Genomic DNA, 19036 nt, shown 5'->3' with positions numbered 1-19036 from the left:
TTCCACACGCACGAAGAGGGGGTGGGCGCCGACCGCGCCCACCCCCTCTCCTCGGGTGCGAGCTCAGCCCGCCGACTCGCGAATGGCCTGGTACGCCTCCAGGTTCTCACCCGTGTAATAGCCGTTGAAGAACTCCTCGGCCTGGCTGATGAAGGCCTCCATGTCGATGTCCTCCTGCTCGATCACGGTGTACGCGGCGTCCTCGCGGTACTTGTCCAGGATCTCCTCGGTCGCCTCGTCGACGCACGCGCGGTTGTCGGGGCGAATGTTGTGAATGGTCTCCTCCAGGAGGGCGGCCTGCTCATCGCTCATCTTGTCGTACGTCGCGTCGCTGACGATGATCCAGTGGATGCCGACCTGGTGGTTGTTGAGGACGATCGTGTCGAGCACCTCGAAGTAGCTCGAGGACTCCGTCGCCACGATCGGGTTCTCCTGACCGACGGCGATGCCCTGCTGGAGCGCCGTGTAGACCTCCTCCACGGCAACCGACACCGGGTTGGTCACGCCGAGCGCGTCCGCATTCGCGAGGAACTGCGGCGAGTTGGGGAACCGCAATGGCACGCCGGCGAGGTCGTCGGGACCGGTGATCTCGACATCCTTTGTGGTGAAGGTGCGGTCGCCGAAGAACCAGCCGTCGACGATCCGCACGCCCGTCGCGTCGTGGAACTGTGTGAACAGGTCCTCCGAGCTCGCGTCGATCCACTCGAACGCGTGGTCGACGTCGTTGAACGCGTACGCCGCGTCCACGACGCCGATCGGCTCGAAGGTCGAACTCAGCGCCGAGGCGCCCTGCAGATCGATGTCGATGTCTCCGGCCTGCACGAGCGGGAAGCGGTCGGCGTCAGGGCCGAGTTGGCTCGCCGGGAAGAGCTCCACTGTGAAGCCGATGTCGGCGCCCTCGAGCTCTTCCTTGAGGACCTCGACGCCGCAGTAGAAGTTGGGCGTCTGCTCGTTCTGACTGGTCGCGACGGTGAGGGTGACGGGATTGTTCTCTTCAGCCGGCGCCTCGGAACCCGAGCCTTCCGGAGTGCCGCCGCCGGCGCAGCCGGTGGCGACGAGGGCGGATCCTGCGAGCACTGCTGCGGCGAATCGGCTCCGACGCGTCGATCGGGCTGTGGCCATGTGACTCTCCTCCTTCTATGCGCACGTCTTCGTGCGGGTGCGGACGTGATGCTCGATCGCCGCAACATGTCTCGCGGGAGGTGGACTCCTCGCGGTCTCCACCGTCCACGCTGTCACACTGCGGCAGGCGGGCAGTGCTGACTCTGACCGACTTCGAGAGGTTCGCAAAGCGATGTCCCGACGAATGGAACAAGCATTCGGGCGACCGAGAACGGCCGCGGTCGCTGAATGGAACACCCTCACGCGGCAGCCTCGCCCCGCCATATCGTAAGTGCCACGATGACTCCCGTCACGCGCGCAGGCCGCACGATGGCCGGCTCCGATCCGCCGCCGGTCCGCATCGCCGTGGCGGGAGCGGGATTCATGGGCCGTCAGCACATCGCGTTGATCCACGAGTCGCCGCGTGCGCAGCTCGTCGCGGTCGCAGATCCGTCGTTGCCCGATCCGACCGAGATCGGATGCCCGGTGTATCCCGGTGTCGAGGCTATGCTCGACGCCGCCAGGCCGGAAGCAGTCGTGATCGCCAATCCCAACGCGCTGCACGTCGACACCGCTCTGGTCTGCATCGACGCAGGCGCCGCCGTGCTGCTCGAGAAGCCGATGGCAAGCGACTTCGCGTCGTCGCTGCGACTCGTCGACACCGTCTCGCGCAGAAGGGCGCGGCTTCTGGTCGGCCACCAGCGCCGCCACCACCCCGCTGTGGCCCGCGCGCGCGAGGCCCTCGGCGAGGAGGCCATCGGGCAGCTCGTGGCGGTGAACGGACTATGGGCGGCGCGCAAAGACGACGCGTACTTCGATGACGTGCCGTGGCATCGCCAGCGAGGCGCGGGCGTGTCGCTGATCAACCTCGTGCATGATCTCGATCTGCTGCGTCATCTGTGCGGCGAGGTGGCCGAAGTGCAGGCGATGGCCAGCACTCACGCGCGCGGACTCGATGTCGAGGACACGATCTCGGTGGGGCTCCGGTTCGAGAGCGGCGTCGTGGGAAGCTTCCTCGCCTCGGACTCCGGCGTGTCACCGTGGGGATGGGATCAGGCAACCGAGGAGACGCTCGCCTTCCCGTACATCCCCGACGGCGTCGCCTACCGCCTGGTCGGCACACGCGGGGCTCTGTCGGTGCCGAACCTGGCCCTCTACACGTACGAAGCTGCGGTCTCGCCGGACTGGCACTCGCCCCTCTCTCGCACCTACCTCCCGTTCGCGCCGCGCAATTCGTTCCAGGCGCAGCTCGACCACTTCATCGATGTCGCCGCCGGGGCGGCCGAGCCCCTCGTGTCAGCCGAAGACGCCTCGCGCACGCTCGCTCTGGTCGAAGCGGCCACGCTCGCCGCCGCGACCGGGACGACCGTCGATCTCGCCCGCTTCCGGGACGACATCGCCTGGTCCGACGGTGCCTGACGTGCCGCTGAGGTCGGCGACCTTCCGCACGGGGAGGAGCAGATGACCGACGTCGTCGTCGTGGGGGGCGGTCTGGCGGGGCTCGCGGCGTCGCGCCGCCTCGCCCGGCACGGCTTGCGAGTCGCCCTGCTGGAGAAGCGCCCCGAGCTCGGCGGCAGCTCGGCGATGAGCGGAGGCTGGTTCGCGCTGTGCGGAACCGCGCTGCAGCAGCGATCGGGCGTCCGCGACTCCGACGACGTCTTCGTGGCCGACATGGTCGACACCGGCGGCGGCTACTCCGACGAAGCGCTCCTGCGCGCCCTCGTCGAGCGCCAGGCGCACGCGATCGCCGCGATCGACCGGGCGGAGGCGTGGACCGACGAGCTGAAGGGCAGCGCCGGCATGACGGTGCCGCGGGCGCACCTCGTGCGCATCCGCCGCCTGATGGCGGCGCTCGCGGCGGATGCCGTCGGCGCCGGCGTGGCGATCCATCGGGAACGCGGGGCGGACGGGCTCGTCGTCGACGGGTCCCGGGTGGTCGGCGTGCGCTGCGGATCCGACAGCCTGCCATCTCCCGCGGGCGTCGTGCTCACCACCGGCGGCTTCTCGCGATCCCGGGAGCTGCTCGATCTCTTCGTTCCCGCGCAGGCTTCGGCGATGCCCTACGGCGGCGCGGGCAACACCGGCGACGGACTTCGCATGGCGTGGATGCTCGGTGCAGGACTGGCCGACATCGGTCACGTGACAGGCACGTACGGGCAGCACGCCGACACGTCCGACGACGAGCACGAGCTGCTGACGGCCAACTATCTCGGCGCCATCCTGATCAACGTGCGGGGCGAGCGCTTCACGGACGAATCGGCGTCGTACAAGCGCCTGGGCGCCGAGGTCCTCGCGCAGCCGGAGGGGATGGCGTTCCAGGTGTTCGACTCCGTCGTGCGCGCGCGCTCGCGGCCGGGGGTGCCGCTGTCCGACATCGACCGCATCGCCGAGCTCGGGCACCTCGTCACGGCGCCCTCGATCCCCGTCCTGGCCGCCGAGTTGGGGATTCCTGCCAGGGTGCTCGAGGGCACTATCGAGCGGTACAACGCCGCGGTCGCCGGCGCTCGGCAGGACGATCACGGCCGCACCGGACTGGTCAACGGTGTGGGTGCGCTCACTCCGGTGGAGTCGGCGCCGTTCTTCGCCTACCCGGCGGTGACGGCCATGACCTCCACGTACGGCGGGCTGCGCGTCGCGCCCGACACCGCCGTCCTGCGCGTCGACGGCAGCCGGATCGACGGGCTCTTCGCGGCCGGCGAGGTCGTGGGCGGGTTCCACGGCTCGTCGTACATGACCGGGACGGCGCTCACGAAGGCGCTCGTCTTCGGCGTCGAGGCCGCGGACGCCATCGTCCGAGGCTGATAGGGCCGCTCAGGCCCGCAGCTCAGTCAGTACTCCTCGTGGGAGTCCGCGTCGCGGATGCGTCGCTCACCCTCGTCAAGGGGATCCAGGCCGTCGAGGTCGGCCAAGACCTCGGGCGACAGCGGCGGCATCGAGACGGCGGCCAGGTTCTCGCGCTGACGCACGGCCGCAGCTTCGTGGTGATGAGGATTTCTCGCGCGGGACGGACGATTCGCGGATGCCGCGTCCGACCGCCTGCTCGTTCTCGTATCGCGCCGCCGTGTCGATGTGCCGGTATCCCGCGGCCATCCCCGCCGCGATGGCGCGCTGCGCGTCCCGGCGGAGCGGCTACGTCCCCAGGGTCATCACGGGCATCGCGTGACCGGAGGCCAGCGGCATCGTCGGAGCCGTCTGCGCCACGATCAGCCGCCCTGGTCCCGGCTCAGCCGGTCGGCGGCGCGGATCGCCAGGTCGTACCCGTACGGCCCGGCCCCCGCGATCACGGCGTGCGAGACGGTGGAGATGAGCGAGTGCTGGTGCACCGCATCCCGGGCGTGGATGTTCGTGATGTGCACCTCGACGATGGGCGTCTCGAGCATGCGGAGCGCGTCCAGGAGGGCGATGGAGGCGAAGCTGTACGCCGCCGGATTGATCACGATCGACGCGCCCTGGCGGAACGCCTCGTGCACCCATTCGACGAGCTCGCTCTCGGCGTTGGACTGGGCGAAGAAGAGGTCGAAGCCGAGCTCGCCGGCCAGCCGGGCGCAGTCCGCCTCGATGTCGGCGAGGGTCTCGCTGCCGTAGAGGTGCGGCTCCCGCATCCCGAGCATGTTGAGGTTGGGCCCGTTCAGCACGAACAGCCGTCTGCTCATCGCGCCTCCTTCCTTGTCGCGCGTCCGGGGCTCCCCGCGATGTTGGGCCTCGCGCATCGCGGGGAGCCCCCTGGCGCTACATCAAGCCGAGCAGCGCCGGCAGCAGCGTCACGATCACCGGGAAGATCGTCAGGAGCAGCAGCACGGTTCCGAGCGGGATCAGGAACGGCAGGATTCCGCGGAACAGCTCGCCCATCGGTCTGCGGGTGATCGAGCCGACGACGAAGAGCACCGCGCCGACCGGTGGAGTCAGCGATCCGATCATCAGGTTGAGGATCATGAGGACGCCCAGCTGCACCGGGTCGATGCCGAACTGCGCCACGATCGGCATGAGGATCGGGACCAGCACGAGGATCACCGGCGGGGCCTCGAGCGGAATGCCGAGCAGGATCAGCAGCACGTTGAGCATCAGCAGGAACACGAGGGGGTTGTCGGTGAAGCTCGTGAGCCACTCGCCAAGGGCGCGGGAGACCTGCTCGCGGGCCAGGACCTGACCCATGAGGTTCGACGCGCCGAGGATGAGCAGGATGCCGCCCGAGATCACGACGGTCTCCTTGGCGGATTTCCAGAACACCTTCCAGGTCAGCGTCCGGTAGATGACGCCGAGGATCAGCATGTAGACCGCTGCGATGCCCGCGCTCTCGGTGGGGGTGAACCATCCGCTGAAGATCCCGCCGAGGATGATGACGGGAAGCAGAGCCGGACCGATGACGCGCACGGCCGCCTTGCCGAGCAGGGCTCCGTCGAACGCGCGTCCGCCCGCGATCTGGGGGTGGCGGCGCACCCAGAAGAAGATGTAGGCGGCCAGGCCGAGCGCCATGAGCAGGGCCGGGATGATCGACCCGGCGAACAGCGCCCCGGTGGAGATGGAGGCCGTCGCGGCGAAGAGGACCGCGGGAACGCTGGGGGGCATCACGGTGCTCAGGAGAGACCCGGACGCCGTCAGTCCCGCCGAGAAGCCGTAGGGGTACCCCGCCTTGAGCATCTGCGGGATCTGCACCTTGCTCGTCGAGGCCGCATCGGCCAAGGCGGAGCCGCTGATCCACGAGAACCCGATCGCGGTGCCGAGGTTGACGTACGCGAGGCTTCCGGGAAGCCGAGGGAGAAGGGCCCGGGCCAGGTCGTACAGGCGGGTGGCGATGCCGAGGTTGTTGGCGATCGACCCCACGAAGATGAACAGCGGCACCGCGAGCAGCGGGAAGCTGTTGATCCCGTTGACGATCGACGAGATCGCGTACCCCGCGGACAGGCCGTTGGTGTAGAAGTACAGCATGCTCGCGGCGATCATCGAGAAGGCGACCGGAACCCGCAGCAGCAGGAGGGCGACGAAGATCAGGATATAGAGCCAGAGATCCACGGGTCAGGCCTCCATCTCGCCGATGTCGAGCTTGCGCTCGGGGCGGTTGGCGAAGGGGATCTTGAACGCCGAGTGGATCGCCGCCGACACGAAGGCGATGAAGGCGAAGACGTACAGCGTCCCCAGCGGCACGTGCATCGCCGCGCTCAGCCGGCCCCATTCGATCTCGATCTTGATGAACGCCTCGTAGGCCAGGGCGAGACTCGTGAGGACCATGATGATCGCCGAGACGACGCGCAGCGCTACGAACAGCCGAGTACCCGCCAGAAGCTCGTCGAAGATCTCCAGCACGATGTGGCCGTTGCGTCCGACGAGGTATCCGGTCGTGATGAAGGTGAGGGCGATCATCGACAGCAGCGCGAGCTCGCCGGCGCCGACCCAGCTGATCGATGGGAAGTACCGCCCCGCCACCTGGTACATCACGCCGACGACTATGAGCACGAACAGGATGACACCGAGCGAGATCTCGACGGCCGAGAGGCCACGGATGAAGGTCGGGTCGGCGGGCACGCCCTTGTTCATCCGGGGCGTTGTGAAGAAGGTCTTCGTGGCCGGGAAGATCGAGCTCTCTAGGGGGGTCTCGACGGTCTCGGGCGCGGCATCCGGATCGGGGTTCTGCGCGTCGTCGGGCTCGGGTCGCCGGCCATCGTCGGTCATGACGTCACCCTCGGTGTCTGTGGCTGCATTGCCGACCTTCCTCTTCGTCCGGGCGGGGCCGCGCGTCACCGCCCCTGGCACTCTCGCCGCCAAACGAATGGCTGCATAGTCGAGTCTCGCCGAATGGGACACCATCCGCACGAGCCCTTCCGAGGTCACGCCGAGGGTGTTTCTGCCCAGTGGGACACGCTTTGTCGCCGATGACGGCGTGTGCGTAGCATGCGGCAGTCGGCACCACAGCCGACGGACGGAGTTGTCATGGTCGCCTCAGCACCCAAGTCCCTCTCGCCGGAGCAGGAGCAGGAGCTCGACGAGGTCTTCGCTCGCGCCAACGCGGCGTTGCGCATCATCGAGACCTACGATCAGGCCCGCGTCGATCGCCTCATCCAGGCCGTGGCGTGGGCCGTGGCCAACCGCGCGTCGTTCCACCGCCTGGTCGGCATGGGCATCGAAGAATCGGGTCTCGGCGACTTCGACAGCCGGATGAACAAGCGAATGAAGATCCGCGGCGTCCTGCGCGACGCCCTGCGCAGCCCCTCCGTCGGCATCATCGAGGAGGACCGCGATAGAGGACTGGTCAAGTACGGCAAGCCCGTCGGAGTGATCGGATGTGTCGTTCCGACCACGAACCCCGATCTGACCCCGGCGGGCAACGCGATCTACGCCATCAAGGCCCGCGACGTCGTCGTGTTCTCGCCGCACCCGCGCTCGAAGAACACCACGCTCGAGACTGTCCGGCTCATGCGCGAGGCGCTCCAGGCCGAGGGCGCGCCGGCCGACATCCTGCAGTGCATCACGCTGCCGAGCCTCGTGGCGTCCCAGGAGATCATGCGCCGAGCCGATCTCGTGATCGCGACCGGGGGGCAGGGGCTCGTGCGCGCCGCATACAGCTCTGGCACGCCGGCCTACGGCGTCGGTGCGGGCAACGCGACCGAGTTCGTGGACGAGACTGCCGACCTGCAGGAGACTGCGCGCAACTGCATGCTGTCCAAGACCTCGGATTTCGGCTCGGGCTGCTCGGCCGATGGCAACGTGCTCGTCCCCGCCGGACGGTATCGCGCGATGCTGGATGCGCTTGTTGCGGAGGGCGGCTACCTCGCCGACGCGACGCAGCGCGCCGCGCTGCAGGCCGTCATGTGGGATGACGAGGGCCACCGCCTTCCCGATACCGTGGCGATCTCGCCGCAAGTCCTCGCGCAGGCTGCGGGCTTCGACATTCCGGCCGATCGTCGCTTCATCGTCGTCGAGGGCGACGGCATCGGCGAGGACCGGCAGTTCTGCAAGGAGAAGCTCACGACGCTGATGGCCGTCCATGCTTACGAGGGCGCTTTCGAGGACGGCGTCGAACTGGCGAAGCGGCTGTATGAGATCGGCGGGAAGGGGCACTCCTGCGGGATCGCCTCTACGGACGACGCACATATCGACTACTTCGCGCGGCATATGCCGGTGTCGCGGATCATGGTCCGCCAGCCCAACTCGAAGGCGAACGCCGGCGCATTCACCAACGGGATGCCCATGACCTCGTCGATGGGGTGCGGAACCTGGGGCGGCAATATCACGTCCGAGAACGTCTCCCTCCGGCACTACCTGAACACGACGTGGGTGTCGCGCGTCATACCGGAAGACCGCCCGTCCGACGAGGAGCTGTTCGGGGAGTTCTTCGACGCCGACCTCGAGTCGGTCGACGCGATCGCGGCCACGGCGCCATGACCCCCGCCGCATCGAGCAGCGATGCCGGATCGTCGGCGACGCCGGAGGACCTCGTCGACGAGGCGCGGCAGTGGTGGCAGACCGACATCATCGACATCCATCCCGGGCAGATCGCGCTGCGCGGCTATCCGATCGAGGAGCTGATCGGCAGCGTCGGCTTCGTCGACACCATCTGGCTCATGCTGCGGGGCGAGCTCCCCTCGAGGGCGCAGGCGGCCCTTCTGGAGGCGGCGCTGGTCGCCTCGGTCGACCACGGCCCGCAGGCGCCCTCGATCGCGATCGCGCGGATGGCGACGACGTGCGGTCTGCAGGTCAACGGCGCGATGGCGTCGGCGATCAACGTGCTCGACGACATCCACGGCGGTCCGGGTCAGCAGTGCATGGAGCTGTACAACGAGATCGACGCCGAACGGCAGTCCTCCGGCGACCTCGACCGAGCCGTCGCGGACGTGCTGCAGCGGCGCCGCGACGACGGCATGCGCTACGTTCCCGGCTTCGGGCATCGGTTCCACCCGACCGACCCGCGCACGCCCCGGCTGCTCTCGCTGGTGCAGGCGGCGGCCGACGACGGCGTCGTCGAGGGGCGGTTCACGGCCATCGGCGGTGCCGTCGAGGAGGCGATCAACGCCGGCAGGCCCCGGCGCATCCCGATGAACGTCGATGGCGCCACGGCGGTCATCTACTGCGAACTCGGCCTCTCACCCGAGCTCGGCCGGGGCGTCTTCATCCTCGCCCGCTCGGTGGGCATTCTCGCCCACGCCAGCGAGCAGATGACCCAGGGCGGCCGCATCAAGGGCCCCATGCCGAAATCGATCGGCTACACCTACACCGGACCGGGCCGCCGATCGGTCCCTCGGGACGACGAGAGAAGGAGCACGTCATGAAGGACCTGGTCTCGAACCAGATCACGCGATACCTGGAGGCGCGAGCCGTCGAGCATGTGTTCGGCCTGTGCGGCCACACCAACATCGCGCTGCTCGCGGCGCTGGAGAAGAGCGAGCAGATCTCCTTCGTGAACGTCCGTCACGAGCAGATCGCCGCGCACGCCGCGGACGGCTACGCGCGAGCGAGGCAGGAGACGGCCGTGGTCCTGACGCACCTCGGCCCCGGTCTCACCAACGCCGCGACGGGAGTGGCCAACGCGGCGCTGGACTCGATCCCGATGGTGGTGATCGCCGGCGACGTGCCGACGCACTACTTCGGCAAGCACCCGCACCAGGAGATCAACCTCCACGCAGACGCGTCGCAGTACGAGATCTACCGGCCGTTCGTCAAGCGCGCGTGGCGCGTCGACCAGCCGCACCTCGTCGCCGAGATCCTGGACAAGGCGTTCACGCTCGCGCAGAGCGGGCGCCCCGGCCCCGTGCTCGTCGACGTGCCGATGGACGTCTTCTCGGCCGAGGTCGACGTGGAGTCGTTCGACCGCGTCATCGCCGGGTCCCGCTCGCTCGCCAAGCCCAGCATCGACGAGCCGGTCGCCGAGCAGATCGTCCGCAACCTCCTCGATGCCGAGCGTCCCGTGCTGTACGTCGGCGGCGGGATCGTCGCCGCGGACGCGGCGGCCGAGCTCGCCGAGTTCGCCGACCACCTCTCGCTGCCGGTCTCGCACAGCCTCATGGGCAAGGGCGCCGTCCCCGACGACAGTCCTCTTGTGCTCGGGATGACGGGGTTCTGGGGCACCGCCTTCACCAACGAGACCACCCGCACGGCCGATTGGATCCTTGCTCTGGGCACCCGGTTCGCCGAGGCGGACTCGAGCTCCTGGTACACCGAGTACACCTTCGACATCCCCGCGACGAAGCTCATGCAGATCGACATCGATCCCGCCGAGCTCGGACGCAACTATCCGCTCGAGATCGGCGCGCTCGCCGACGTGAAGTCGGCCCTCAGGGTGCTCGTGCGGGTCGCGCGCCGCCTGGCGCCCGAGGGGGTGCAGCGGCCGGAGCTGCTCGCGCGCATCGCCGCCCACCGGTCGAGCGAGAGGCTCCGCAACGCCGAGGCCCAGGCGTCCGACGCCTGGCCGATGCGTCCCGAGCGCATTCTCTCCGAGACGAGGGACGTGCTTCCCGCCGACGCGATCATCACGACCGACGTCGGCTGGAACAAGAACGGGGTGGGTCAGCAGTTCGACATCCTCACACCCGGCACGTTCCTGACGCCCGGCGGGTTCGCGACCATGGGATTCGGCGCCCCCGCCGCCGTCGGCGCGAAGATCGCGTGCCCCGACCGCGTCGTCGTCTCGCTCGTCGGCGACGGCGGGTTCGGCCAGAACCCCGCCGTCCTGTCGACGGCGCGCGAGGAGAACGTGCCGGTGGTGTGGGTCGTGATGAACAACAACGCCTTCGGCACGATCGCGGGACTGGAGAAGGCCGCGTTCGACACGACGTATGGGACGGTGTTCGGCTCCGCCGAGGATCCGATGTACACCGACTACGCCAAGATCGCCGACGCCTACGGCGTCACCGGCATCAAGGTCGACTCGGCCGCGGAGTTCAAGCCGGCGCTGCAGCGCGCCATCGCCGCGGGGAAGCCCGTCGTCATCGACGTCTCGATGGTGAACGTGCCGACCCCGACGACCGGGCACTGGAACATCCTCGACATCTATTCGCCGGGCGAGGCGATCGAGCACGTCGCCACGCCCTGACCGGCAGCGCAGGCGCCCGCTCATGACGGTTCGGCTCCGCCCCGAGGACGTGCACATCTCGTCGGTGTGCCTGTCAGGCACGCTCGAGGACAAGCTGCACGCCGCCGCGGATGCCGGCTTCACCGGCGTGGAGCTGCTCGAGTACGACCTGCTCCTGTCGACGTGGTCGCCGCGGCGACTGGCGGCCGAGGCGGCCGGGCTCGGCCTGACGCTCGGCGTCTATCAGCCGTTCCACGTCGAGACCGTGCCGCACGACGCGTTCGGCGGGCACCTTCGCCGCGCGGAGCGGAAGTTCGACCTTCTGTCCGAACTGGGTGCCCGGGTGCTGGTGTGCTGCTCCTCCCGGACCACGGAGGGGATCGACGACCGTGACCTGACGGCCGAGCAGCTGCACGCGCTGGCCGAACGTGCCCACGCGCGCGGTCTCAGGCTCGCGTACGAGGCCGTGCCCTGGGGGCGGGTGCGGACCCACGCGGAGGCGTGGCGCCTGATCGAGCAGGTGGATCACCCGGCGCTGGGGCTCTGCCTGGACACCTTCCACGTGCTGTCCGTCGACAACTCGCCCCGCGCGCTCGACGGGATCGCACCGGACAAGGTGTTCCACGTGCAGCTCGCCGACTCCCCGCTGCCAAGCATCGACGTGCGGGAGTGGAGCCTTCATCACCGCATGTTCCCCGGTCAGGGCGTTCTCGACATCGGCGGGTTCCTCCGCCGCTTGCTGGAGACCGATTACGACGGACCCCTGGCGCTGGAGGTGTTCAACGACGTCTACCAGCAGGAGGATCCGCGGCACACCGCGACCGACGCCATGCGCTCGGTGCGGGTCCTGACCGAGGCGTCGGCGCGTGGGTCTGCGGGAGGCCGGCTCCCACCCGCCCCTCGCCTCGAGGGATTCGCGTTCGCCGAGCTCGCCGTGGACGACGTCTCCGGCCCCCTCTTGGCGCGCGCTCTGCGCACCCTCGGCTTCGAGCACACCGGTCAGCACCGCTCCAAGCCCGTGCAGCTCTGGAAGCAAGGCGACGCCCGCGTGCTGCTGAACCTCGACCCCGAGCGTTCGGTCGCGCCGGCGACGGCGTCGATCTGCGCGCTCGCGGTCGAGAGCACGGATCCTGCCGCATCCATGCGGCGAGCTGAGAGTCTCCTCGCGCCCAGGCTGGCGCGGCCCCGCGGGCCGCAGGAGACCGACCTCGCGTCGGTGGCGACGCCCGGCGGCACGGCGCTGTTCTTCTGCCGGTCGAGCGACGAGCACTCCTGGCTGGACGACTTCGCGCCGACCGGGGCGGTGGCGTCGGCATCCCCGCTCGTGCGTGCCGTCGATCACGTGTCGATCGCCGAGTCGATCGACGACTTCGACCAGTCGGCGCTGTTCTTCCGCACCGTGCTGGGACTTGTCGCGGGCGAGCCCGCAGAGATCACGGCGCCCTTCGGAGTGGTGCGCACCTGGTCGGCGCACGACCCCGGACGCCGCGTGCGCGTGGCCCTGAGCACGAGCCCCCTGCGCCGCGGCGACTGGGCGCCGACCGTGTCGAGCCCGCAGTTCATCGCCTTCGCGACGGACGACGCCGTCCGCTGCGCGCAGGACATGCGCGAGCGGGGCGCCCCCATCCTGAAGATCCCCGACAACTACTACGACGACCTCGACGCCCGCCTCGATCTTCCGCGAGACCTCGTCACGCGCCTGCGCGAGAACTCGGTCCTCTACCATCGCGACGCGACCGGCGAGTTCCTGCACTTCTTCACCGAGATGCTCGGCTCGCGCGTGTTCTTCCAGGTCGTCCAGCGCATCGACGGCTACGACGGCTTCGGCGACCTGCACAGCGTTCCGCTGCGCATGGCGGCGCACCGTCGGCAGCGGATGCGGATGCTCGTCGATGCGCCCGCCAGCGGGGCCGACGATCGGCACGACTACTCGCTGGCACACCTGACCGCGCTCAGCCTGACGCCTCCCGAGCTGGTCGACGCCGCCGCCAGCGCCGGGTACCGGTACGTGGGCCTGCGCATGACCAAGGTCACCACGCAGGAGCCCCACTACCCGCTGGCCTACGATCCGGCGCTCATGCGCGCGACGAAGACGCACCTCGCCGCGACGGGGATCGAGGTCCTCGACATCGAGCTGGCGCGCATGACGTCGGGCGACGATCCCCGGGATTATCTGCGCTTCCTCGAAGCCGGCGCCGAGCTCGGCGCGCGCCACGTCATCGCGCAGCTGCCCGACGCCGACTTCGGCCGCAAGTCCGAGCGCTTCGCCGAGCTGTGCGACCTGGCGGCTCCTCTCGGGCTGACCATCGACCTCGAGTTCCCGTCGTGGACCGAGACGCCGAACCTGACCGAGGCCGTGCGCGTCCTCCGTGCGGCCGATCGCCCGAACGCCGGGCTGCTCATCGATCTGCTCCACTTCGCACGATCCGGGTCGAGCGTCGAGGAGCTGCGGGACCTTCCGTCGGAGTGGTTCCACTACGTCCACGTGTGCGACGCGCCGGGCGAGATCCCGGCGACGACGTCCGGCCTGATCCACACGGCTCGGTTCGAACGCCTCTTCCCTGGCGAGGGGGGCCTCGACATGCACGGAATCCTCTCGGCGCTGCCGGACGGCATCCCCTATGCGCTGGAGATCCCCCGCGCGATGCTCGTGGCGCAGGTGGGACCCAAGGAGCACGCGCGTCTGGCGATCGAAGCGGCGCGGCGGCACCTCGATGCCGCTCGCGCGCTCGTGTGAGGATTCACCGCGAGCGTCCGTCTGCTCGTCCGACCCAGCACAGCCCGTCCGGGTTCCGGCCCGTCGGGACGATCCTCGTGACCAGCGCGGATGGCAGGTCGATTTCGACCACGACATCGGCGAGGTGGCACGCCGAATACGCGCGGCGGTGCTCGTCGTCCAGCACGATCGCCTGCGGTCCCCCCGGCACGTCGACGACCCGGGTCGCGTGCGGCGGGTCGAAGTCGATGATGGCGACGGCGTGCTCCGCCCGCAGGGCGACGACCAGCAGGTTGTCCCGGGTCAGCGCGGAGCCGAACCCGATCCCCGGCAGCTCGATCCACGACGCCAGCCTCAGCCCGGGCACATCCACGACCGCCATCCGCGGAGTCGTCTGATCGGCGGTGAAGGCGAGGCGGCCGTCCGCCGACATGGCGATGCGGTTGACCTTGTCCGACACCGGGACCACGCCGCGAAGCGAGCGAGAGGGAACGTCGAGCACGCTGACGCTGCCGGAGCGGACGTTGGCGGTGCACGCGACGGTGCGGTCGGCGGAGAGGGCGAGCATGTGCGACTGCTCGGCGCCGGTCGGGATCGCGCCGACGAGGGCGAGGGTGCGTTCGTCGAGCAGCAGGACCTCGTTGCGTGCCTCCGCGGTGAGGTACAGGATGCCGTCGCCGGCGCTGATCGCGTCGTGCGGCCTCGCGGGAGCGCCGAGGTCGTGCGTGCGCCGGCGCTCGGCCGACGCCGTGTCGACGACGTCGACAGTGCGGCCATCGACGCCGGGCTCGCCGACGCCGGCGTCGGAGTAGATCGGAACGAAGGCGGTCCGCCCGTCGGCGGTGACGGCCACCTCGTGCCCGGTGACGCCGCTGAGCGGCACCACGTGCGACTGCGCGCCGCGCGCGAGGTCGATCAGGCCGAGGTGCCGGTCCGCCTTATTGACCACGAGCAGATCGACGCGCGCGGGGTCGCCGTGCCGGCTCCTGCGGCTCACCGGTGTTCATCCTTCCCGGCATCCGGTCTCGACGCCTGGCCCGATGCTGGCAGCGCGGCACGCGGATCGCGACCGACGGCTCATTGACCGGACGGACACGTTGCACCACCTGGTTCAGTGGAAGTCGAGGCCTCGGGATCGGAGGCGCGACCGGTTCAATCCGCCTGATCTTCAGAGTCCGCCCGACCTCATTGAATCCGGGGGAGCCAGGGCGTTGTGATCGGGGTGGAACTCGGGCGTGCGGGTTCGAATCGCACCGTCGCCGCCGGCTTTCCACCAGATCAGCCTCGCGTTTGCGGGGCCGATCGGCCGTTCGGGACAGGTGCGGGAACAGGGCCACGACGCGGGCGTCTGACGTACTACACGGCCGTCTCGCTGCTGGACGAGCCCGCGCGCGTCGGCGACGTCGTCCAGCCGGAGCTCCGAGGGATCGCACGCGCCACCGGCCCGGCTGCGCTCCGCAGGGACGCCTGACCGACTTCGGCCTCAGCCCGGTCGGGACGAATCGACCGCGCCGGCGGCCTTTCGGACGTCATCCGCTGACGCGCCGACGACTGATCGGGCGGTGGGCCCATCGCACGACGCCACCGAACGCGATCAGCGCGAACCCGATCAGGAGCGCGGGGACGATGTCGGCACCGCTTTCGGCAAGTGCTGCTCCGGCGCCGCTTGACGCAGAGCCGACGTCGACGCCGGTTCCCCCGGAGGGGACTTGAACCCCTGATGACGAAGGGGCGATCGTGATGGCGTACGTCGCTGTGGTGTCCGGGGCGGTGCTGTTGGCGGCGGTGACGGCGAACGGGTAGTCACCGGGCGTCGTGGGCTGCCCTGCGATCACTCCCGTCTCGGGGTTCAGGGAAAGGCCTGGCGGAAGCGATCCACTCGTCACCGCGAACGTCGCGGCGGGCGTGCCCGTAGCGGTGATCGTGTGCGAGTAGTCCGTGCCGACTGTTCCGGCCGGAGGCGCAGCGGAGGTGATCGCGGGGCTCGTCGTGACGGTGCCCGGGGTGGTGTCGCAGCCCGCAGGTGCGGTGATGGTGTTGGTGTCGAGGGTGACTGCTCCGGTTCGGGCGAGCAGCCGCCCGGTGATCGTCGCGGCAGTCTGCGCGCTGATCGACGCGTCCGCCAGGACGGTGCCGACGAACTGCGCACCTGGGTTGAGCGTCGCCGAGCTGCTGACTTGCCAGAACACATTGCACGCGCTCGCGCCGCCGGTGAGGGTCACGATGGCGCCCGACCCGATCGTGAGCGTGGACGCAGCCTGGAAAACCCACACGGAGTCTGCTGAGCCCGCCAGCGTGAGAGAGCCGCTCAGCGACAGCTCACCTCCCGCATAGATGCCGGGTGACAGGCTCTGCCCAGCGAGGTCGCCCAGTCCAGTCGCGGTCGGCGTCAGGCTCGCCGCAACCCCGTACGCGGTGGTCAGGTCGACTTGGGCCTGGGCCGCGACAGCGTTGGTTGCGTGCACCGTGCCGTTCACGACGGCGGGTGGGATGCCGGTGATCGACGTACCGGGGCTCAGCCCGACGTCTCCGTTGAGAACGGACGGGCCGGTGTTCGTCACCGTGGACGAGCCGAGGACAGCGAAAGGCGCGGCCGTGCCCAGCCCGATCGGGCCGTCGATGCTGGTCGCGGCGGACGCGGGCGATACCGCCCCGCCGATAAGCACAACAGCACCGGCGAACGCAACGGCAAGCAACGTGCGACGTGAGGAGATCCGGACCATCGACGGTCCCTTCCATTGGGAGGGCGTCGTCATCAACGGCGGTCAACGGTGTCAGTACCCTGGTGCAGGTCTACCACGCATCCCTCCCGAACCGCCGGCATCGAGTGAAACGTGTACCCAACCGTGACCGGAGGTCGCCGCGCCGCGAACCAGCTGGGTGCGGGAACCGACATCCGCATCAAGACGCCGTTCGGGGAGAAGAAGTTCACGGCGACGCCCAAGGAGCGGGCCGTGTACCACCTCTTCCCCGCGGGAGCCGACGCGATCGAGGCCGGCCGGGTCGAGGTCGCGCTCTACCGCTGGAACAACGGCAGCCCGTCTACAAGCGCCACACTGTCGAGTATCCGGCGCTCACCATCCGGCCCCTCGCCTGATGCGCTTCAAGAGACGTGCTCGGGTCGCCGCCGGGTCAGCCGCCCGGTCCTACGGGGTCGATCGGCGCACCGTCGCCGTTCTGGGGCACGTCTCCCCGCTCGACCGGCGCGCCGGGAGCCTCAGGAAGGTCGGAGAGGAGCAGTTCCAGTTCGGCGTCCGACGGCACGCGTACAGCCATCGCGGCCGCCAGAAGGTCTGTGGGCGCTGCGTTGTTCATCCCGGTCACCCGGATCGCTGCACCGTCCTGAACCACGATGTACTCATGGACGCCGCCCCCTGACCTGTGCCAGACGCCCTCCTCATCGGCGCACGTCACCGGTTCGTCGGGTGCCTCCCACAGCGGGGTCTGCGCGCAGGACTCCGCCGTCATCTCACCGCGGTCCGTTCGGATGGTCACCATGGCCCCTGTGGTCTCGTTGAACCAGGTGGCTGACATTCCGCCGGCGGCGCCAGACCCGACGGACTGCGGCGCGAGGTCGTAGCCGTCCACCTCGGTGATGTACACGAGTTCGGGCGCGATGCCCGCCGCGCTCGCGCGCTCGGCGATCTGGTCCGGGTCAGCGGCATCCCGGCCCGGTGCCGCCGACGCGCATCCACCGAGCGCGACGGCGACGAAAGCGACGAGGGCGCTCAGAGTCGCCGGAGCGCGGAGCGGACGTGATCGAGCCATGAGAGCATCCTCCCCCACGGGCATCAGGTTCGGACGCCGGAAGGCTTGTCGATGAAGGTTCGCGATCTGTTCGAGGTTTCGTTTGTGCGACAGCACACGCGCGCACTACCTTCGACACCGGCGGGGCCGCGGGGCTCGCCGGGAGGCGATGCGATGTCGGCGACACTCGGCTCGGTGCCGGAGGAGGCTCCCCAAGGCGAAGGAGACGACGGCAAGCGATCTCGCGCGAAGATCGTGAAGCGCGTCTGGCTGTCGGTGATGGTGTTCGCGATCGCAGGTGTCGTGGTCGGTGCGGTCGTGCTGATCGGCTGGATGGTGGACGAAACACACTTCGACCGTGCGAGTCGGGAGTTCGACGCATTCGAGGCGCAGCTCGAGAACCTCCCCGGCGTCGACGGCGTCGACAAGGAGCGCTGGGTAGAGGCCCCGACGTTCTCGAGCCCGACCTCCTGGATGTCTGTGACGGTGGACGAGGCCGCGCTGCCCGGCCTGCTCGAAGCGGCCTGCTCGACCGACTATGCCGACCCGGTCACGTGGGCGATTCACGTCCGCACCCCCGCAGGAGCCGAGGTGTCGCTGCACACGGCGCCGACCAGCCCGAACCGCTCGGACGACGCCGCACGGTGTCCGGACTTCGGGTTCGATGCGGTGCGACTCGTCGATGAGCTCGACCGTGTCGCCCCCGGTCTCGACATGCAGCCTGCGATCTGGGACAACGGCAGATTCGCAGTCGTGGCGATCGAGGATGCGCCGTCGACCGGGTTCGCCCATCTCCTGCCGCTCATCGAGCACGCCGACGACCTCCTGGCCGCCGCGGGTCTCGACGCGACAGAGCTTCTCGATGTCAATTCGGCGAATCTGGCGGTCACGCTGCGTCCGGATGAGCGTCTCGGGTATCTCGCGCTGCTTTCCGAGCTCACCGCGGAGCACCATGTCAGCAGCTACTGGGCCGGCGACGGCGGCGGTGCGCCGGTCGACGGAGTCGACAGGGTGCAGATCGTCGCCCCCGACCAGCAGCACGCGATGATCCAGAACGCGATCCGATCCTCCCGGCTGAGCGTCGCCGATCTTCCGGTCCGGTTTCTGGAACAATGACCATGCGTTGAGGCGACGCGGTCCGCGGGTCGCCCGAAGTCAGCTGGTGAATTGCTCGGCGACCGCTCTCGGTGAATACGCCGACGATACGTCGCGCTGAGTAGGTTCTGAGCATGGCCTCGCCCCTCGCCCCCACTCGACTCATACACCGCGCGCCGTCGGCGGTCACGATCTCGACCGCCGCGGTCGCCGCGAACACGGCCCTCCTGCGCGAGCACTGCGGCGCCCCGGTCATGGCGGTCGTGAAGGCGGACGGCTTCGGTCTGGGCGCCGAAGCCGTCGCGCGCGCCGCCCTCGCGGGCGGAGCCGGCGAGCTCGGCGTCGCGACGTGCGATGAGGCGCTCGCGCTCCGGGCC

General features: G+C 69.4%; 17 protein-coding genes. 9 read left to right on the top strand and 8 right to left on the bottom strand.

The window, feature by feature from the left end:
• Nucleotides 1–63 precede the first annotated feature (63 nt).
• Nucleotides 64–1122: a TRAP transporter substrate-binding protein DctP gene (dctP, locus tag EIO58_RS00430; RefSeq protein ID WP_127817726.1), complete on the bottom strand. Its 1059-nt coding sequence runs from the start codon at nucleotides 1120–1122 to the stop codon at nucleotides 64–66.
• A 279-nt stretch (nucleotides 1123–1401) separates the two neighbouring features.
• Here dctP and EIO58_RS00425 point away from each other — a divergent pair, with 279 nt between their 5' ends.
• Both EIO58_RS00425 and EIO58_RS00420 read left to right on the top strand, forming a co-directional pair.
• On the top strand, nucleotides 1402–2520 hold the full coding sequence (locus tag EIO58_RS00425) for a Gfo/Idh/MocA family protein (RefSeq protein ID WP_164861439.1): 1119 nt from the start codon (nucleotides 1402–1404) through the stop codon (nucleotides 2518–2520).
• Nucleotides 2521–2562: 42 nt separating this feature from the next.
• Nucleotides 2563–3903 carry an FAD-dependent oxidoreductase gene (locus tag EIO58_RS00420; protein WP_127817724.1) on the top strand — a complete coding sequence of 447 codons (1341 nt, stop codon included), beginning with the start codon at nucleotides 2563–2565 and terminating at the stop codon, nucleotides 3901–3903.
• Between the two features lie 75 nt (nucleotides 3904–3978).
• On the opposite strand, the gene EIO58_RS19225 is transcribed toward EIO58_RS00420, so the two are convergent.
• Nucleotides 3979–4170: a hypothetical protein gene (locus EIO58_RS19225; RefSeq protein ID WP_240658504.1), complete on the bottom strand. Its 192-nt coding sequence runs from the start codon at nucleotides 4168–4170 to the stop codon at nucleotides 3979–3981.
• Between EIO58_RS19225 and EIO58_RS18550 the strand changes: the two genes are divergently transcribed.
• A complete protein-coding gene (locus EIO58_RS18550; RefSeq protein WP_164861437.1) occupies nucleotides 4121–4264 on the top strand; it encodes a hypothetical protein in 144 nt (47 codons plus the stop codon). The genes EIO58_RS19225 and EIO58_RS18550 overlap by 50 nt on opposite strands.
• 40 nt (nucleotides 4265–4304) lie before the next feature.
• Here EIO58_RS18550 and EIO58_RS00410 read toward each other — a convergent pair whose 3' ends face one another.
• From EIO58_RS00410 to EIO58_RS00400, 3 genes are all read right to left on the bottom strand, one after another.
• Complete coding sequence (locus EIO58_RS00410) at nucleotides 4305–4754, bottom strand: type II 3-dehydroquinate dehydratase (protein WP_127817722.1); 450 nt, start codon at nucleotides 4752–4754, stop codon at nucleotides 4305–4307.
• 76 nt (nucleotides 4755–4830) lie between these two features.
• Nucleotides 4831–6111, bottom strand: coding sequence for a TRAP transporter large permease (locus EIO58_RS00405; protein ID WP_127817721.1), 1281 nt, complete (start codon nucleotides 6109–6111; stop codon nucleotides 4831–4833).
• A gap of 3 nt (nucleotides 6112–6114) precedes the next feature.
• Nucleotides 6115–6768 (bottom strand): TRAP transporter small permease, encoded by a 654-nt coding sequence (locus EIO58_RS00400; protein ID WP_164861436.1) that lies wholly within the window; start codon nucleotides 6766–6768, stop codon nucleotides 6115–6117.
• A gap of 258 nt (nucleotides 6769–7026) precedes the next feature.
• Between EIO58_RS00400 and EIO58_RS00395 the strand changes: the two genes are divergently transcribed.
• The 4 genes from EIO58_RS00395 to EIO58_RS00380 are packed head-to-tail and all read left to right on the top strand — an operon-like array spanning nucleotide 7027 to nucleotide 13838.
• Nucleotides 7027–8478, top strand: a complete 1452-nt coding sequence (locus EIO58_RS00395; protein ID WP_127817719.1) for an aldehyde dehydrogenase family protein — start codon at nucleotides 7027–7029, stop codon at nucleotides 8476–8478.
• A complete protein-coding gene (locus EIO58_RS00390; protein WP_127817718.1) occupies nucleotides 8475–9362 on the top strand; it encodes a citryl-CoA lyase in 888 nt (295 codons plus the stop codon). The genes EIO58_RS00395 and EIO58_RS00390 overlap by 4 nt, the downstream gene beginning before the upstream one ends.
• Entirely contained in the window at nucleotides 9359–11122 is a 1764-nt protein-coding gene (locus EIO58_RS00385; protein ID WP_127817717.1) for a thiamine pyrophosphate-binding protein, read from the top strand. Before EIO58_RS00390 ends, EIO58_RS00385 begins: the two co-directional genes overlap by 4 nt.
• A 22-nt stretch (nucleotides 11123–11144) precedes the next feature.
• Nucleotides 11145–13838, top strand: a complete 2694-nt coding sequence (locus EIO58_RS00380; protein WP_127817716.1) for a TIM barrel protein — start codon at nucleotides 11145–11147, stop codon at nucleotides 13836–13838.
• Between the two features lie 4 nt (nucleotides 13839–13842).
• Here the strand turns inward: EIO58_RS00380 and EIO58_RS00375 are convergent, their stop codons facing one another.
• The 3 genes from EIO58_RS00375 to EIO58_RS00365 all read right to left on the bottom strand — a co-directional run bounded on the left by EIO58_RS00375 (nucleotide 13843) and on the right by EIO58_RS00365 (nucleotide 17585).
• Nucleotides 13843–14814, bottom strand: a complete 972-nt coding sequence (locus EIO58_RS00375; RefSeq protein WP_127817715.1) for a YncE family protein — start codon at nucleotides 14812–14814, stop codon at nucleotides 13843–13845.
• A 532-nt stretch (nucleotides 14815–15346) separates the two neighbouring features.
• Nucleotides 15347–16540, bottom strand: a complete 1194-nt coding sequence (locus EIO58_RS00370) for an ice-binding family protein (protein WP_164861435.1) — start codon at nucleotides 16538–16540, stop codon at nucleotides 15347–15349.
• Nucleotides 16541–16949: 409 nt separating this feature from the next.
• Complete coding sequence (locus tag EIO58_RS00365; RefSeq protein ID WP_127817713.1) at nucleotides 16950–17585, bottom strand: hypothetical protein; 636 nt, start codon at nucleotides 17583–17585, stop codon at nucleotides 16950–16952.
• Nucleotides 17586–17738: 153 nt separating this feature from the next.
• On the opposite strand from EIO58_RS00365, the gene EIO58_RS00360 reads away from it, so the two are divergent.
• Both EIO58_RS00360 and EIO58_RS00355 read left to right on the top strand, forming a co-directional pair.
• Nucleotides 17739–18680 carry a hypothetical protein gene (locus tag EIO58_RS00360; protein WP_127817712.1) on the top strand — a complete coding sequence of 314 codons (942 nt, stop codon included), beginning with the start codon at nucleotides 17739–17741 and terminating at the stop codon, nucleotides 18678–18680.
• A gap of 113 nt (nucleotides 18681–18793) precedes the next feature.
• The coding region (locus EIO58_RS00355) for an alanine racemase (protein WP_205789045.1) at nucleotides 18794–19036 on the top strand (243 nt) is incomplete at its 3' end.

Origin of the sequence: Microbacterium sp. CPCC 204701, from assembly GCF_004010105.1 — a bacterium.
Taxonomy (GTDB): domain Bacteria; phylum Actinomycetota; class Actinomycetes; order Actinomycetales; family Microbacteriaceae; genus Microbacterium.
Note: the sequence above shows the minus strand (reverse complement) of the source record. Positions and strands in the feature narration are given on the sequence as shown.

Excerpts from the sequence above, each read along its gene's own strand:
- dctP (WP_127817726.1), bottom strand. The coding sequence starts at position 1,122 with ATGGCCACAGCCCGATCGACGCGTCGGAGCCGATTCGCCGCAGCAGTG.
- EIO58_RS00425 (WP_164861439.1), top strand. The coding sequence starts at position 1,402 with ATGACTCCCGTCACGCGCGCAGGCCGCACGATGGCCGGCTCCGATCCG.
- EIO58_RS00420 (WP_127817724.1), top strand. The coding sequence starts at position 2,563 with ATGACCGACGTCGTCGTCGTGGGGGGCGGTCTGGCGGGGCTCGCGGCG.
- EIO58_RS18550 (WP_164861437.1), top strand. The coding sequence starts at position 4,121 with ATGCCGCGTCCGACCGCCTGCTCGTTCTCGTATCGCGCCGCCGTGTCG.
- EIO58_RS00410 (WP_127817722.1), bottom strand. The coding sequence starts at position 4,754 with ATGAGCAGACGGCTGTTCGTGCTGAACGGGCCCAACCTCAACATGCTC.
- EIO58_RS00400 (WP_164861436.1), bottom strand. The coding sequence starts at position 6,768 with ATGACCGACGATGGCCGGCGACCCGAGCCCGACGACGCGCAGAACCCC.
- EIO58_RS00395 (WP_127817719.1), top strand. The coding sequence starts at position 7,027 with ATGGTCGCCTCAGCACCCAAGTCCCTCTCGCCGGAGCAGGAGCAGGAG.
- EIO58_RS00390 (WP_127817718.1), top strand. The coding sequence starts at position 8,475 with ATGACCCCCGCCGCATCGAGCAGCGATGCCGGATCGTCGGCGACGCCG.
- EIO58_RS00385 (WP_127817717.1), top strand. The coding sequence starts at position 9,359 with ATGAAGGACCTGGTCTCGAACCAGATCACGCGATACCTGGAGGCGCGA.
- EIO58_RS00380 (WP_127817716.1), top strand. The coding sequence starts at position 11,145 with ATGACGGTTCGGCTCCGCCCCGAGGACGTGCACATCTCGTCGGTGTGC.
- EIO58_RS00370 (WP_164861435.1), bottom strand. The coding sequence starts at position 16,540 with ATGGTCCGGATCTCCTCACGTCGCACGTTGCTTGCCGTTGCGTTCGCC.
- EIO58_RS00365 (WP_127817713.1), bottom strand. The coding sequence starts at position 17,585 with ATGGCTCGATCACGTCCGCTCCGCGCTCCGGCGACTCTGAGCGCCCTC.
- EIO58_RS00360 (WP_127817712.1), top strand. The coding sequence starts at position 17,739 with ATGTCGGCGACACTCGGCTCGGTGCCGGAGGAGGCTCCCCAAGGCGAA.